This is a genomic window from Bradyrhizobium lablabi, from assembly GCF_900141755.1.
Lineage (GTDB): Bacteria > Pseudomonadota > Alphaproteobacteria > Rhizobiales > Xanthobacteraceae > Bradyrhizobium > Bradyrhizobium lablabi_A.
On sequence record NZ_LT670844.1, the window covers coordinates 6,550,343 to 6,565,762 of the forward strand.

Annotated in this window: 9 protein-coding genes; 6 read left to right on the plus strand and 3 right to left on the minus strand. The window is 63.2% G+C overall.

What is annotated here, in order from left to right; translation table 11 throughout:
- The first annotated feature begins 133 nt into the window (after window positions 1–133).
- Entirely contained in the window at window positions 134–1,093 is a 960-nt protein-coding gene (locus tag B5526_RS30205; RefSeq protein ID WP_172842147.1) for a polysaccharide deacetylase family protein, read from the plus strand.
- Entirely contained in the window at window positions 1,075–2,274 is a 1,200-nt protein-coding gene (locus B5526_RS30210; RefSeq protein WP_079543419.1) for a glycosyltransferase family 2 protein, read from the plus strand. Before B5526_RS30205 ends, B5526_RS30210 begins: the two co-directional genes overlap by 19 nt.
- A 192-nt stretch (window positions 2,275–2,466) precedes the next feature.
- On the opposite strand, the gene B5526_RS30215 is transcribed toward B5526_RS30210, so the two are convergent.
- Entirely contained in the window at window positions 2,467–3,636 is a 1,170-nt protein-coding gene (locus tag B5526_RS30215) for a hypothetical protein (RefSeq protein ID WP_079543420.1), read from the minus strand.
- 76 nt (window positions 3,637–3,712) lie between these two features.
- Here B5526_RS30215 and B5526_RS30220 point away from each other — a divergent pair, with 76 nt between their 5' ends.
- Window positions 3,713–4,930 (plus strand): MFS transporter, encoded by a 1,218-nt coding sequence (locus B5526_RS30220; RefSeq protein WP_079545582.1) that lies wholly within the window; start codon window positions 3,713–3,715, stop codon window positions 4,928–4,930.
- 44 nt (window positions 4,931–4,974) lie between these two features.
- On the opposite strand, the gene dgcA is transcribed toward B5526_RS30220, so the two are convergent.
- Window positions 4,975–5,970, minus strand: a complete 996-nt coding sequence (dgcA, locus tag B5526_RS30225; protein WP_079543421.1) for an N-acetyl-D-Glu racemase DgcA — start codon at window positions 5,968–5,970, stop codon at window positions 4,975–4,977.
- A gap of 145 nt (window positions 5,971–6,115) precedes the next feature.
- Here dgcA and B5526_RS30230 point away from each other — a divergent pair, with 145 nt between their 5' ends.
- The 3 genes from B5526_RS30230 (at window position 6,116) to B5526_RS30240 (ending at window position 9,052) form a co-directional block, all read left to right on the plus strand.
- Complete coding sequence (locus B5526_RS30230; RefSeq protein ID WP_079543422.1) at window positions 6,116–7,249, plus strand: MlaE family ABC transporter permease; 1,134 nt, start codon at window positions 6,116–6,118, stop codon at window positions 7,247–7,249.
- A 2-nt stretch (window positions 7,250–7,251) separates the two neighbouring features.
- Complete coding sequence (locus B5526_RS30235; RefSeq protein ID WP_079543423.1) at window positions 7,252–8,022, plus strand: ABC transporter ATP-binding protein; 771 nt, start codon at window positions 7,252–7,254, stop codon at window positions 8,020–8,022.
- 118 nt (window positions 8,023–8,140) lie between these two features.
- Window positions 8,141–9,052, plus strand: a complete 912-nt coding sequence (locus B5526_RS30240; RefSeq protein ID WP_079543424.1) for an MlaD family protein — start codon at window positions 8,141–8,143, stop codon at window positions 9,050–9,052.
- Between the two features lie 885 nt (window positions 9,053–9,937).
- Here the strand turns inward: B5526_RS30240 and B5526_RS30250 are convergent.
- A complete protein-coding gene (locus tag B5526_RS30250; protein ID WP_079543426.1) occupies window positions 9,938–15,205 on the minus strand; it encodes a hypothetical protein in 5,268 nt (1,755 codons plus the stop codon).
- Between the last annotated feature and the right edge of the window lie 215 nt (window positions 15,206–15,420).

The following is a 15,420-nucleotide window of genomic DNA, read 5'->3' on the forward strand; positions in this document are numbered from 1 at the left end:
CTTGCCAAGTGCTGCTGCGCCATCCGGCCGACACAATGAAGCTCTTACCTGACGCATGGAACCAAAATGGGATCCAACACTTGTAATCGCGATTTGGTTGGTTGGCATCTCGTTCGAACAAGGGGGGAGAACCGTGCGCCTCCAGTTCCTAGGCGGCGGCTTCCGGACGATCTTATTTCACCATCTCTTCTTTCCGGGAGAAGCGCGAGATCACTCGCGCGACCGGCTGAAGTTCCAGTGCGATTGGCTCTGCAGCAACTTTCATCCTGTTACTCTCAGACAGGCTCAGACGGCGTTTGCCAACGGTTCGCTCCCGCCCAAAGCAATTTTGATAACCATCGACGACGCAAAGATCGACATCCTGAGCGCGCTCGATGTGTTTGCGTCCTTCTCGCTACCGATCTGCATTTTTCCCTGTGTTGGTTGGTGCGCGCAAGAAGTTGAGGTTGCACACGATCCACGCGTAGCACTTGCTAAACTAGTCGCCGACCTCGAGTGGTACCGGGGCCCTGCTGTCAATTTAGAAATCGCTGGCCAAACCGTAGTAGTTGGGGCCGACGCGCCTCAAACCGCACGAGCGATCGATTATGTTCTAACCGCCGCATTCAATGGCAATTTTACGTTTCAGCGCCCCCTGAGCTTCCCACGAAAGAACACTCGCTCCTGCTGCTCTCTCGATGAACTAACGGACATTGCCTGCGAAAGCGTCGCAATTGGTGCCCACTCTGTGAGCCATGTGAACCTCGCGCATGCGGGTCCGTTGAGGCGGGAATACGAGATCCGTGCCAGTCGAGAAATTTTGTTCGATGCAATCGGAGAGTGCGCAGCGTTCGCCTACCCTTACGGAATGCAGGGAACGCATAGCGACAAAACTGAGCAAATCATCCGAGAGGCAGGTTTTGAGCTCGCCTTCTTGAGTCATTCGGATCTGATCGAGCAAACAACAAACATTTTCCAGCTGCCGCGCATTTCTCTGCCAAACAGGCCGATCTCAAAAATCGAATTTTGTACGCGGGTAGCTGGGGCCGGAATCACCTTTCGAAAATTTAAGCAAGCATTTGGGGGGGCATTGATATGTTCGAGGTCGTTCTAGCTGTCCTACTCGCCACGACCGCTGGTCTTCTCACAGTACCTATATTCACTTTGCTGTTCGAGGTGCTCTCGGCCATAAGAGGTTACCCGGATCAACTTGATGGTGTTCCGAACGCTACCAACTCTGAGATTACAGCTGTCGTCATTCCGGCTCACAACGAAGGTGCTAGTCTAGTCCCGACGTTGTCGGACTTGAGGCCGCAGTTAGGGAGCAACGATCGCCTGATTGTGGTCGCAGACAATTGTTCCGACGATACAGCTGCCATAGCAAGGGGTGAAGGGGCTGAAGTGATAGAGCGCACTGACCCCGCTCACCTTGGCAAGGCATACGCGCTTGCCGCAGGGATCGCTTACCTCAACCAGGCTCCCCCTGACCTGGTGATGTTCGTCGATGCTGATTGCCGAGTAAAGCCTGACACGCTCCCTCGCCTGAAGAGAGCCTGCGTAAAATCGAAACGCCCCGTGCAGGCCTGCGTCCTAATGGTCGCGCCGAAGCGGTGCTCTATTGATCACAGGCTCGCTGAGTTTTTCTGGCGCCTACGAAACTTGGTTCGGCCGCTCGGGCTCGCCCGGCTTGGCCTGCCTGCGCAACTAATGGGTACGGGAATGATTTTTCCTTGGCGATTGATTCGTGGTGCAACATTGCGACATGGAAATCTGGTCGAGGACCTACAGCTGGGCTTGGACTTAGCTGAAATCGGTTGTGCCCCTCTTTTTTACCCGTGCGTTGTCGGTACAAGCGAGTTTCCGCATACGAAAGCAGGCACCGAATCCCAACGCCAGCGTTGGATTCAAGGACATGTGCGAATGATAGTGCGGGACTTGCCGCGGCGCTTCGCGCGAGCAGTTCAAGAGCATAACTGGGATCTTCTTGTTCTCATATTGGATGTGGCCGTCCCTCCTTTTTCGATGCTCGCTTCTATCGCAATGGTAATGCTGATCGCAGCGGTAGCCCTATTCCTTCTCGTTGGAATTGCCAGCCCTATGGTTGTGGCCGGTATCAATTTCGGCGCTCTGCTTGGTGCAGTATTACTGGCGTGGACCAAGTTTGGTCGTGAACTCATCTCGATCCGGGATCTAGCGGCGATTTGGAGATCCTTGCTCAATAGGCTGTCTTTTTATGCGCGAGTATATTTTGGATCGAGAGCGAGTTCGTGGGTCCGAACGGACCGGTCAGACTAATAACGAGAGAACTCGCCCGGCACACCGCAAAGGCCACTAGCGAAACGGGGACGAGGGCGCTCAATGGCTTGGCGCTTCTTCACGGACGACTTTCTGGCTTGAGGCATCCAAAGACGTGGATGGCCCGGCATCGCAGACAAGTTTACGCAGTCTGCGCAAAGCAGACTGCTTTGGCCGGGCATGACGAGGTCATCACGAAAACAGCGCGATCTTTTCGGCTTGGCTCATGCGGCGGAGCGGCGCCAGCGGGTCGGACGCCGAGGCGGCGGGTTTTGTCACGATTCCGCTGGCGATGAGGCTTGAGCCCAAAGAACTTTCAAGCGGACGCTCAGCCACCGCACGCTCCGCAACCGCATTTTCGAGGGACGGCTGAAGCGGCGCCTGCATCGCTTCTGCCTGCGTCGGCGAAGCCATTGGCTCGGCTTCCTGCGGCTCGGCCTCCCGCGCGACGATGACAGGTTCCACGGGCCACGGCGCGGCGTCGGTCTCGTCCGGATCGGGACCGGAATCCAATTCGATGTCGGAATCATCCAGCGCGGCCATTTCCTGGGCGACCAGTTCCAGCACCGCTTCGTCATCGGCCTCGGCGGCCTCTTCCGTGATCTCGGAGACGTCAGGCTGAACATCGGCCGCTTCGGCCACCATTTCGGCCGCCGGGGCCTGCGCGACGGTCTCCTCGGTCGGGATTTCCGTGGTGCCGATCGCAGCCTCGGGATCGCTCGCCGCGGTCGCTGGCGGCATCGTCTCGGGCGCGGCGGTCGCCGATGGGGCAGGCGCGGCTGCAGCGGAAGCTGCGGCTTCCTCCGCGGCCCGAGGTGCTGCATCGCTGTCGTCAAATCCCGCGATCCGCCGTTCGATCAGGTCGAATGCGGCGCTCAATGCGCCTTTCGCCTCTGTCGACGAGAGTTGCCCGCAAGCGCCTTCGATGGCGTGGACCTGGGAATCGATCAGATCGCAGATCCGGGCATCGGCGCCGATCTCGCGCCAGCGCCAGGCAATTTCCTTGATGACCCGGGCGCCCTTGCGGACCGGCGCCAGATGTTCTTCCAAAGCAAGACCATCGAGCGCCGCAAGGGCCATGCCTCGCGCCTCGTCGAGCGCGCTTTTGATCGCGGCCAGCGCCTCGGTCAGTGCGCGGTCGGCGGCCGGTTGTTTCTGCGCGGCAAGGCTTTGCTCGATGCGCTCGACCGCGTCGAGCACCATCCGGGTATCGGCATTGCGGTTGCGCTTGGCATATTCGCCGAGAAACCAGCGGCCCCGCGAGGTCTCCATGAAGGCTTCGCTGATCGCCTCATAGTCCTGTTCGCTCGGCTGCGCGGCGCGCGCCGAGATCGGCGATAGGGCAAATGCTTCGTCGGCCATGGCAAACTCTTCCGCGCAAATCATCGCGCGTTGGGTTAACGATCACCACGATATCAGGCGAATCGCAATTGAATTGATGCCCTCCGAATCACAAATCCCCATCGTATCGCGCAACACCTCGGCCCGATTCGCGCGCCGGCTGGCGCTGTTTTACGGCACGCTGTTCGGATTGATCGGCACCCATCTGCCGTTCTTCCCGGTGTGGCTGAAAGCGGTCGGGATCGATGCGTCGTGGATCGGCATCATCACCGCCGTTCCCGCGGTGACACGATTCACCGTGCTGCCGTTCGTGACGGCCTTCGCCGAGCGGCATCAGTCGCTGCGCCGCGCCATGATCTTCACGGCGTTTGCCACAGCCCTCGGGTTCTTGCTGGTTGGAACCCAGCATCGGCCGCTGCTGGTGTTCCTCGCTTACGCGCTCACAGCCTGCGTGTGGACGCCGACCGTGCCGCTGACGGACGCCTATGCGCTGCGCGGCGTGGCGCGCTACGGCCTCAATTACGGGCCGCTGCGGCTGTGGGGCTCGGCGGCGTTCGTGGTCGGCGCGCTGGCCTGCGGCTTGTTGGTCGATGTGATCGCGGCAAAAGAATTGATCTGGGTGATCGCGTCGGTGGCAGGCCTCGGCGCCGTCGTCAGCCTCGCGCTCGCGCGGCTCGACCATCCGAAGACGGTGCCGGCGGCGCATCACAGTGCCAAAGCCCTGCTGCGCGAGCCTGGATTCCTCGCCATCATCGTGTCGTCTGCGCTGATCCAGGGCAGCCACGCCGCCTATTACACTTTTGCTTCCATCACCTGGCAGGGCGCTGGCCTCGGCGGGCTGACGATCGCCGGGTTGTGGGTGTTGGGGGTACTGGCCGAGATCGTGGTGTTCGCGCTGTCGCCGCGCTTTACATTAAACCCTTCGGCACTGGTGGTGATCGGCGGCCTCAGCGCGGTGGCGCGCTGGCTGATCACGGCGCAGGAGCCGTCAGTCGCCGTGCTGTCGGTGGTCCAATTGGCGCACGGGCTGACCTATGGGCTCACGCAGGTCGGTACCATGGGACTGTTGGTGCACCATGTGCCGGGACAAGTGATGGCGCGCGGGCAGGGCTATTTCGCGGCCTGCGGCGGCATCGTTGCCTCGGCCACATCGATCCTGTCCGGCGCCGTCTATGCGCGCCACGGGCAGGGCGTCTATTACGTGATGGCGGCGATGGCGCTCTCAGGCGCGGTCTTGATGTGGCTGGCAAGACATCGGGTCGCGTTTTCAAGCGAAGTGGCGACCGGTTCGCGTGAAGAAAACGCGTCAAAATAAAAAAGAGCCTCGGTTCTGATTCAATCAGAAGCGAGGGTAGCGGATCATCCCCAGAGTGCCGCGTCGGGCGGATAGACCAGGCTGCCCTCGTAGCGCAATCCGCCCTCGCGGTCGCGCGCGAGCAGCAACGGACCGTCGAGATCGACAAAGCGCGCCTGCGACGTGAGCAGCATCGCCGGCGCCATCGAAAGCGACGTCCCGACCATGCAGCCCACCATGATGTCGAAACCCAGCGCGTGCGCCGCATCCGCCATCGCCAGCGCTTCCGTTAATCCGCCTGTCTTGTCGAGTTTTATGTTGACGGCGTCGTAGCGCTCGCGGAGCCCCTGCAGCGATTTGCGATCGTGCACGCTTTCATCGGCGCAGACGTTGAGCGGCCTTTTGATACGCGCCAGCGCCTCGTCCTGACCGGCAGGAAGCGGCTGCTCGACCAGGGTGACGCCGGCCGCCGCGCAAGCCGCGAGGTTCGGCTCGAGATTATCGGCCGACCAGGCCTCGTTGGCATCGACGATCAGTTCGCAATCCGGCGCGGCCTTGCGCACCGCTGCGATCCGCGCCCCGACGCCGTCGCCCCCGAGTTTTACCTTTAGGAGCCTGCGCTGGGCGACCTTCTCGGTTGCCGCCGCCATCGCCTCCGGCGAGCCGAGCGAGATCGTATAGGCGGTGACGCAGGCCCTCGGCTCGGGGCGCCCCACTAGGTTCCAGGCGCGCTTGTCGCTGGTTTTGGCCTCAAGGTCCAGAAACGCGCAATCCAGGGCGTTGCGGGCGGCACCTGGCGGCATGGCGGCCTGCAGGGCGTTCCGGTCGAGCCCCCGCGACAGCGGTTCCTGCATCGCCTGGAGGGCGCCAAGCGTCGCTTCAGGCGTTTCGCCATAACGGGGGTAGGGGACGCATTCGCCGCGCCCGGTCAGGCCGCCAAGGCTTAATTCCGCCACGACCGTGACGGCCTCGGTCTTGGCGCCGCGGCTGATGGTGAAGGCGCCGGCGATCGGCCAGCGCTCAATTCTGGCTGATAGCAGGAAGGATTGGCTGGAAGTCATTTTAAAATCTGGCAATTTTGAACCGGCGGCTTGCCCGGCGCAACCAACTATGGCTGGCTATGGGTGTGGTCGGCAAGGCAATCACGGGTTTAAGGGATCTTTCCTTTTCTGTTGATACTGGAGAATTGGCGCAGGAGTGGGGATTGTGAACGGGGACCCGACATTGGAGCGGATTGCACAGGGCAATGGGCTGGCGCTGTGCGCCGGAGGCCCCTGGATCGCCCGTTTTGCGCCGCTGCTGGAGCGGATCGTCGCCGACGCTGAAAAGCTCAGGGGAAGCCGCCCCAATATCTTCATCGACGTATCGCGTGTTTCAAAACTCGACACGTTCGGGGCCTGGCTGATCGAGCGGCTGCGCCGCAGCCTGACCCAGGGCGAGGTGGAGGCGAAGATCGCTGGCCTGTCGGCGAATTATTCGAGCCTGGTCGATGAAGTACGCCGGGTGAAGGCCGCAGCCCCCGTCGCCGCGCCGTCGGTGACGATTTTCGGGATGCTGGATCAGGTCGGCCGCAACATGGCCGGGTTCGGCACCACCATTCTCGGGCTGATCGACATGCTCGGCGCCGTGCTGGCCGCAAGCGGACGGGTCTTGATTCACCCGCGGGGCTTTCGCCTGACCTCGACGGTGCACCACCTCGAACAGGTATGCTGGCGCGCGGTGCCGATCATCGCGCTGATCACCTTTCTGATCGGCTGCATCATCTCCCAGCAGGGCATCTTTCATTTCCGCCAGTTCGGCGCCGACATCTTCGTCGTCGACATGCTGGGCGTGCTGGTGCTGCGCGAGATCGGCGTGCTGCTGGTGGCGATCATGGTGGCGGGCCGCTCGGGCAGCGCCTACACCGCCGAGCTCGGCTCGATGAAAATGCGCGAGGAGATCGACGCGCTACGCACCATGGGGTTCGATCCGATCGAGGTTCTGATCCTGCCGCGCATGCTGGCGCTGATCCTCGCCTTGCCGATCCTCGCCTTCCTCGGCGCGATGGCGGCGCTGGTCGGCGGCGGCCTCGTGGCATGGGGCTATGGCGGCGTCGATCCCGAAGCCTTCATGCTGCGCTTGCGCGATGCGATCTCGATCAATCACTTCACCGTCGGCCTGATCAAGGCGCCTGTCATGGCGGCGGTGATCGGGATCGTCGCCTGCGTCGAGGGCCTCGCGGTCGAAGGCAGCGCGGAGTCGCTCGGGCAGCACACGACGTCGTCGGTGGTGCAGGGCATTTTCTTCGTCATCGTGATGGACGGCGTGTTCGCGATCTTCTTCGCCTCGATCGGGATGTGACGATGACACCCGAAGCACAAAACGCCATCATCCGGGTCCGCGACATCTCGGTGCAGTTCGGCAAGACGAAAATTCTCGACGGGCTCAATCTCGACGTCAAGCGCGGCGAGATTTTGGGCTTTGTCGGCCCCTCCGGCGCCGGCAAATCGGTGCTCACGCGCACCATCATCGGCCTGGTGCCAAAAGTCAGCGGCCGCATCGAGGTGTTCGGGATCGATCTCGATGCGGCGGACGCAGCCCAGCGCCGCGGCGTCGAGCGCCGCTGGGGGATTTTATTTCAGCAGGGCGCGCTGTTTTCTTCGCTCACGGTGAGCCAGAACATCCAGTTTCCGGTGCGCGAATATCTCAACGTCTCGCAGCGCCTGCTCGACGAGATCACGGTTGCCAAACTGGGCATGGTCGGATTGCGCCCCGAGGTCGCCGACCGGTTTCCCTCAGAGCTCTCCGGCGGCATGATCAAGCGCGTAGCGCTGGCGCGCGCGCTCGCGCTCGACCCGGAGCTCGTGTTCCTGGATGAGCCGACCTCGGGACTTGACCCGATCGGCGCCGGCGACTTCGACGAATTGGTGCGCACCCTGCAGCGTACTTTGGGCCTGACCGTTTTCATGGTAACCCACGATCTGGACAGCCTTTATACTGCTTGTGACCGCATCGCCGTTTTAGGGAACGGCAAGATCATTGCCGCGGGATCGATGGCCGACATGCAGGCCTCGCAGCATCCCTGGTTGAGGGCCTATTTCCACGGCAAGCGCGCCCGCGCTGTCATGGGCTAGAGCATGATCCCGAAAAGTGGATACCGGTTTTCGGACAAGATCATGCTCAGACAAAAAGAATCGACGGCGCTGATGCAGCGAAGCTGAATCAGGGCCTAGTATCGGAGTACGTTGACACATGGAAACGCGGGCGAACTTCATCCTGATCGGCACCTTCACGCTGGCCGTGATCGCGGCGGCGTTTGGCTTTGTGCTGTGGTTCCAGTCGCTCCACACCACCAAGGCGCGCAGCCCGTTGCGCATCATCTTCGAGGGCCCGGCGGCGGGCCTGCGCAACGGCGGCAGCGTCAATTTCAACGGTATCCGGGTGGGTGAGGTGATCTCGGTGAAACTCGACAACCCGCGTCGTGTCGTCGCGCTGGCGATGGTCGAGAACAACGCCCCGCTCCGCAAGGACACCCTCGTTGGTCTCGAATTCCAGGGGCTGACGGGCGTAGCCGCGATCTCGCTGAAAGGCGGCGAGGAGGCGGCACCCTCCGTCCCGCTGGACGAGGATGGCGTCCCCGTGCTGACGGCCGATCCGAACGCGCTGCAGGACGTCACCGAGGCGATCCGCGGCACGTTGCAAAACATCAACCGGCTGGTGGCGGACAATCAGGCGGCGGTGAAAAGCTCGCTGCATAATCTGGAAATCTTCACCAACTCGCTGGCGCGCAATTCCGAGAAAATCGACGACGTGATGGCAAAGGTCGACGGCGTGATGGTCAAGGCCGACAGCCTGATGCTCGGCCTCAATACGCTGGCCGGCGGCAAGGAGGGTGGCGAACTGTTCCAGACGGTGAAATCGATCCGCGAGCTCGCCGAGGATTTCGACAAGCGCTCGGGCCTGTTGATGTCCGACGGCCGCCGTACGCTCGGCGACATCAGCCGCGCCGTGAATAATCTCGACAAAAACCCGACGCGGCTTCTGTTCGGCCCGGCCAACGCCAGCGCACCGGCAGCGAACGCCGCTGCGCCAGCGCCCGCAGCGGCAGCGACAGCACCCAAGCCGACCCCCGCCGCCGCGGCGACGGAGAAGAGGCGGCCGTAGAGGAAGGATCGTAGGGTGGGTTGAGCCCTTGCGGAACCCACCGTCTTGCTGCGCGCATGGAGAGGTGATGGGTATCGCTGGGCTCCACCCATCTACGAGCTGCGCTTCACCAATCCTACGGGCTGATTTGCCCGACGGGCAAATCAGCAGTCCCATCTGACGTCAATTTGGGCTTTCGCAAGCGGAATCCGGAATGACGGTAGAGAAAAAATTCTCCTATGGGATCAAGCTGATTTCACCTGTCCAGTCCTGCCTGCAAAAAGAATTCTGTTTCCGGCGGACCCAAATCACTTCTAGAACTAGCGCCGTCTCGTTCCACAGAGGGGCGCTTCGCGGTCGTCACGAACGCGGGACGGGATGCGGTGGACGCGGCAGCGCTATTGACGAACAGCGCTAATGCGGACGGAGAAGTCGTGTGGTCCTGACGCCTCGACGCCGGCGTCAAGTTGGCGAGACATCATCTCGCCGATGACGGTGACAAAAAAGCCCGATCGCCGGGGAGAGCACGGAGGAAACCGTTAAAACCACTGCGTGCGGGAATGCCGGGTTGTTCCGGTGGACTCGTGGTGACTAACGCGCGTGTTTACTACACTACACGCGCGGCTGCGGGTGCATCGGCACCCGGCATTCCCCACGCCCTCACGGGGCGGAAAGTTCATGCACAACTCGGGCGCGTCGCGCCGCGGGAACGCGAAGGTTTGTCTTGCCGTCATTGCGAGGAGCGACAGCGGCGAAGCAATCCAGCTTTCCTTCTTCCTGGCGCCAAAGCTGGATTGCTTCGCCTCGCTTGCAATGACGGCTTCGAAATCTTGCGCCCTATGGCCCATCCAAACAAAAACGGAGGCATCGCTGCCTCCGTTTTTCATTCCGCAATCAAATCCAATGCTACCCCAACCGTCCCGCCGCATGCGCGAGCAGCGTATAGACCATCCCCGTCTCCGAGGTCAGGTGGCTGCGCAGCACAGCAGGTCCGCGGTCGTCGCGCGCGACTTCGTCGAGCAGGCGCTCGAACTCGGTGATGTAGCGGTCGACCGTCTGCTTGAAATTGCGGTCGGCGCGGTATTTGCGGGCGACTTCATCAAACGCCTTCTGGCCGGCCGGCGTATAGAGCCGCTTTGTAAACGCCTTGCTCTCGCCGCGCTGGTAGCGGTCCCACATTTCGGCGGCGAGGTTGCGGTCCATCAGGCGGCCGATGTCGAGCGACAGCGACTCCAACGGGTTGCCGCCACCTGTGGCCTGCTGCGGCGGACGGGCGCGCGGGACCTCGCGGTTGTTGGCGCCGGCGGCGTCGGTGCGGCTCAAGAGATCGGAAAGCCATCCGTCGCGTCCGCCGTCGGCGCTTGCCGGCGAGACCGGCGGCGCTTCGGTTCGGCGCGAGGGCGCCAGGCCAAGATCCGGCGGCGGCAGGTTCGAGGCGCTGTTGCCGGCGTCGCGTTCGCGCATGCGCGGTGCCGCGCCGCGGCCGCCACCGGCGGCAACCAGCATCGGCTGCTCTTCCTCGCGCTGCACGCTGGTGCGGCTGGAGGTGACCACGTCGAGGCCGCGGCCGTGATGGGCGACGATCCGGTTCAATTCGGCGAGCGCCTCGATCTGATCGACGATGACTTTGCGCATCTGCGCGGTGCTCTCGGCGGCCTCCTGGGGCATTTCCAGCACACCGCGACGCAGTTCGTTGCGGGTCGCCTCCAATTCGTGCTGCATTTCGGCGGCCATCTGCTTCATGCTCGAGACCATGGTCGAGAACTTTTCCGCCGACTGCTTGAACATCGCATCCGCTTCCTGGGTGCTCTGCTGATAGATGTCGGCCATCGCGTCGACCGTCAGCCGGCGCTCCTCTTCGGCCGTCGAGCGCACCGCCTCGAACTGGCGGGCGATCGCGGCAGAACCGGCGCCGGCGGTTTCCGCCACCACGCGCGCGATGTCGCGGGCGCGCTCTTCGGCGGCGGCGAGCGATTCATCCAGCAGGCCGGTGAAGCGCGACAGCCGCTGATCGAGATCGGCGGTGCGCAGGTCGATGGTGGTGACCAGCGACTCCAATGTCGACTTGCGTTCGGCGAGGGAAGCCGTGGTGTTGCGGTTGCTCTGCTCGACCACCGCAGCCGCCTCGACCAGGGCCTGGCCGTGAGCCTCGAACTGGCTGGAAAGCGAGCCGAGATCCTCCAGCGCCTTGCTGGTTTTGCTGTTGAAGACATTCAGCTGGTCTTCCAGCGTCTGGGTCGCGGCGCCGTTGCGCGAGGTGACGTCGTTCATGGCGGAAACGAAGTCGGCGACGCGCGTGACCAGCGCGCGCTCAAGCGAGTTGAGATTGTCGTGGGCGCCGGTCAGGACTTCCTGCAACAGGATGTTGCCCTCACGCAGGCGCTCGAACAGCGCCACCGTGTCGGTGCGAAGGATCTTGCTGGTTTCCTGCATCTCGGTGACTGCCGCGACCGAGACCTGGCGCGACTGATCGATTGCCGCCCGCGACGCCGCCTCCAGCTCTTTCATCGACTTGTTGACGGCGCTGGTGGCGAGGTCGCCGGCCGACGTGATGGTCCGCGCGACGTCGGAACCCTGGCTCAGCAAGGATTGCGAGAAGCTCTGGCCCCTGGTCTCGATCGATTTCAGGGCATCGGAGGTGACGCGGTCGATATCGACCGTGAGCTGGCCGGTCTTGGCGCCGATCGCATCGACCAGCGCGCCGCGCTTGCCGTCGATCATCTGCGACAGCCGATCGGTCTGCTGCTGCACATACGAGACGATTTCGTCGGTCTTGCCGGTCATGGTCGAGCCGAACGCGTTGCTCGCGGCCAGAACCGAGCGTTCGACTTCCGACGATGTGGTCTTGACCTTGGAACTGACCTCGTTCGATGCGGCGACGAGCGCGCTTTGCGCATTGAGCGCGCTGGTCTGGATATTGTCGGTGGTATTGGCGGTAACCGAGGACAGCGATCGCTCGATATCGGCAGAGATCGCCTTGATCTGGCTCGCCGCGTCCGCCGAGGTCGCGTGCAGCGAACTCTGCGCTTCGCGCGCGCTGCCCAGGATCGAGGCGGCGGTGTCGGCGCCGACCGCCGTCAAGGTGCGCTCGACATCGGCCGCCAGCGACTTGACGTGATTGGCGGCGTCCGACGACGCGTTGACGAGGGTGCTTTGGGCCTCGCGGGCTCCGGAGGTGATCTGTTCCGCGGTGGACGTGCCGGCGACCGACAGCGACCGCTGGACCTCGGCGGCCAACGACTTGACCTGGCTCGCCGCGTCAGCGGAGGAGGCGACCAGGGTGGATTGGGCCTCGCGGGCGCCGGCGACCATCGATTCGGCGGCGGCGGTCCCGGCGATCGACAGCGACCGCTGGATGTCGGCCGCCAGCGACTTGACGTGGTTGGCGGCATCCGACGACGCCGCGACCAGCGTGGTCTGGACTTCGCGCGCGCCGCCGAGAACCGTCGCCGCGGTCGCGCTACCTGCGGCCTGGAGTGTGCGCTCGACGTCGGCGGACACCGATTTGAGCTGGGAGGCGGTGGCGTTGCCGGAGGCCGAGAGCGAGCGTTCGACGTCACCCGCCAGCGACTTGATCTGGTTCGCCGCGTCGGCGGAAGCCGTCACCAGGGTCGACTGGGCGTCGCGGGCGCTCGACAGGATCGAGTTCGCAGCCCCGGTGCCGACGGCGGTGAGGGCGCGCTCGACTTCCGACGAGGTCAGCTTCAACTGGGCGCCGACGTCGGAGGAAACCGACAGCAGCGACTGCTGGGCGGTGCGTGCGCCGGTCTGAATGGTCTCGCTGGTGTTGACGACGAGGTTGGTGAGCGAGCGTTCCGCGTCTTCGACGTGGGACCTGATCCCAGTCGACAGTTCCTCGGCGCGGGCCATCAGGCCGTCGCTGGCCTGCCGTCCGCTGCTTTCGATGCGGCCCGCGACCGCTTCGACGCGCGAACCCAGCAAGTCTTCGAATTGGGCAATGCGCATGTCGATGTCGGCGGCAACCGCGCCGACGCGGGTTTCGATGCCCTGGTGGATTTCCTGGAAGCGCGCCGTGATGGTGTCGGCGAGATGGGTGCTGCGGCCATCGATCGTCTGTGTCACGCCGGCAATGCGCTGGTCCACGGCTTCGACCGCCTGGGCCGTGCCGGTCGACAGCGAAGTCGTCAGATGGGTCAGACGGGTATCGATCAGCTGGATCGCCTGAGTGGTGCCCTCGGTGAGCGAAGAGGTGAGTTGGGTCAGGCGCGAGTCGATCGAGTGGATGGTCTGCGCGGCACCATCGGTCAACGAGGACGCCAGCGCACCAAGACGGCTGTCGACGGTATCGGTCACCGACTTCGCCCGGATGTCGAAGGTCTGCTCCAGCGATTTGAGGCGGCCGTCGATCGTGTCGTCGAAGGATTTGATCCTGGCGTCGAGCGAGCTGTCGAGATGGGCGACGCTTGTACCCAACGTGGTCTCGAACTGCAGCAGACGCTGGTCGAGCGAAGCGGTGATCTCGCCGCCGTTGGAGGTCAGGCGGGTATCGAAGCTGTCGACATAGTCCTTCAGGGTATCGGCGATATCCTGGGTGCGCTGACCCATGCGCTCGACGATCTCGCCGCCGAAGGTTTTGACGGTGCGGTCGAATTCCGAGATGTGGCGGGTGATCAGCGCACCGAGCGTGCCGCTGTCGCGCGCGAATTTCTCGACGAGCTCGCTGCCCTGGTTCTTCACCAGTTCGTCGAACGCGCTCATCTGCAGGGAGAGGGTGTCGTGCGCGGTCTCGGTCTGGGTGACGACCTTGGCCACCAGCGAGTTCACGGTGACGTCCAGCGCTTCGGAGGCCTTGTCGCCGGAAGTGAGAATATGGGTCGCCAGCCGGTTGCCGGCGTCGTCGATCTTGTTGACGAGATCGCCGCTGCGCAATTCGAGCTCCAAGAGGAGCGAGTCGCTGGAATTCTTCAGCGAGTCATGGACCTGTTCGGTGCGGTCGGAGATGCCGTCGACGATGGTCGACGAACGCGCCTCGAATTCGTTGGTGATGCGGTCGATGCGCTCGTTCAGCATCTCATGGACGCGGTCGGCGAGGTCGACGAATTCGTCGTGCACGTGGCCGGTCTTGAAGTTGAGGGAGGTGGTGAGGCGCTCGGAGGCGTCGAGTACGGCGCGGGTGGTTTCGGAGCTCGCTTCCTCGAGCCGATCGAGCAGGTCGCCGCCGCGCTCGCCGAGCGCGAGGATCATGTTGTCGCCGGCATTGCTGAGCGCGCTCGTGATATGGGCGCCGCGTTCTTCCAGAGCGCCGGTGATGCTTTTTGCAACCTCATCGACGCGGGAAGCGATCGCATCGGAAATCAGCGCGATATCGTGGCGCAGGTCGATTTGCACGCCGGAGATGGCGCTGCGGACCTGTTCGGCCTGGCCGACCAGATTGTCGCGCTGATGGGCGATGTCCTGCAGCAATGCGCGGATTCGCACTTCGTTGTCGGAATAGGCGCGCTCGAGCGCCGCGACTTCGTTGGCGACAAGCGTTTCCAGTTCGCCGGCGCGCGCGATGGCGCGCTCGACGCCGTCGCCCATGGCGGCGACTTCGCGGCGGATCGCCTGACCGACAGTGACCATGGAGTCGCTGGCCGCGCCCTCGGGCTCGGAGAAGCGGATCGCCACCTGCGCCATCGACTGCGCGATCATGCGCAACTCCTGGCCGCGCCAGGACAGGCTCGCCAGGAAATAGAACAAGAGAACCGGCGCGAAGAACAGCGCCGCAAGACCCGCCAGCACCAGCGTGCCGCCCGAGCCCTGACCGATCGCCGCCTGCAACGAGGGAAGGAAACTGAAAGTCAAAAGCGCTGCGCCGAGAATCCAGACGCCGGCAAACAAGGTGGCCAGCGTATAGACGTTGCGCGCGGGTCGGCCCTTCTGAATGGCCTGCAGAATCTGCCCGATGGTTTCGCGGTCGTCATTGGCGGCGCGGCGGGTCGGGCGTGGCTCCTCGATCGCGTCAAAGACCGGCCGATCAACGCTCGGCCGGGTGTCGAATGCGGGCTCATCGTAAGAGGAGGTCGAAGAGGGAATGCTCGGCGGTATCACGTCGCTGTGGACCGCGCTGCGACTGTTGTCCACCGAATTGACGTCCGAGATGTTCAAGGCTTCCTGAATAGCAGAAAGCGCGACTTCGGTAGGGTCTTTGACCTTTTTGGGATTGTTCGCCATGTTCAGTCTGAGCCCTCGTGTTACTTTTTACGCGTCCCCCGGACGAGCCGTTTCGCGCGCGCTGCGCGCGAAGCTCGAAGCCGGTTTCCCCAACGCCGGTCGCGAAAGCGCCGCCGTCGCCCGGCTTGTTCGCCACCATCCGGAAACATCCTATTGGCTAGGCGATGCGAATGAAATGGCTCCGATTAATACAATCTTAATCATCGTTAATAACG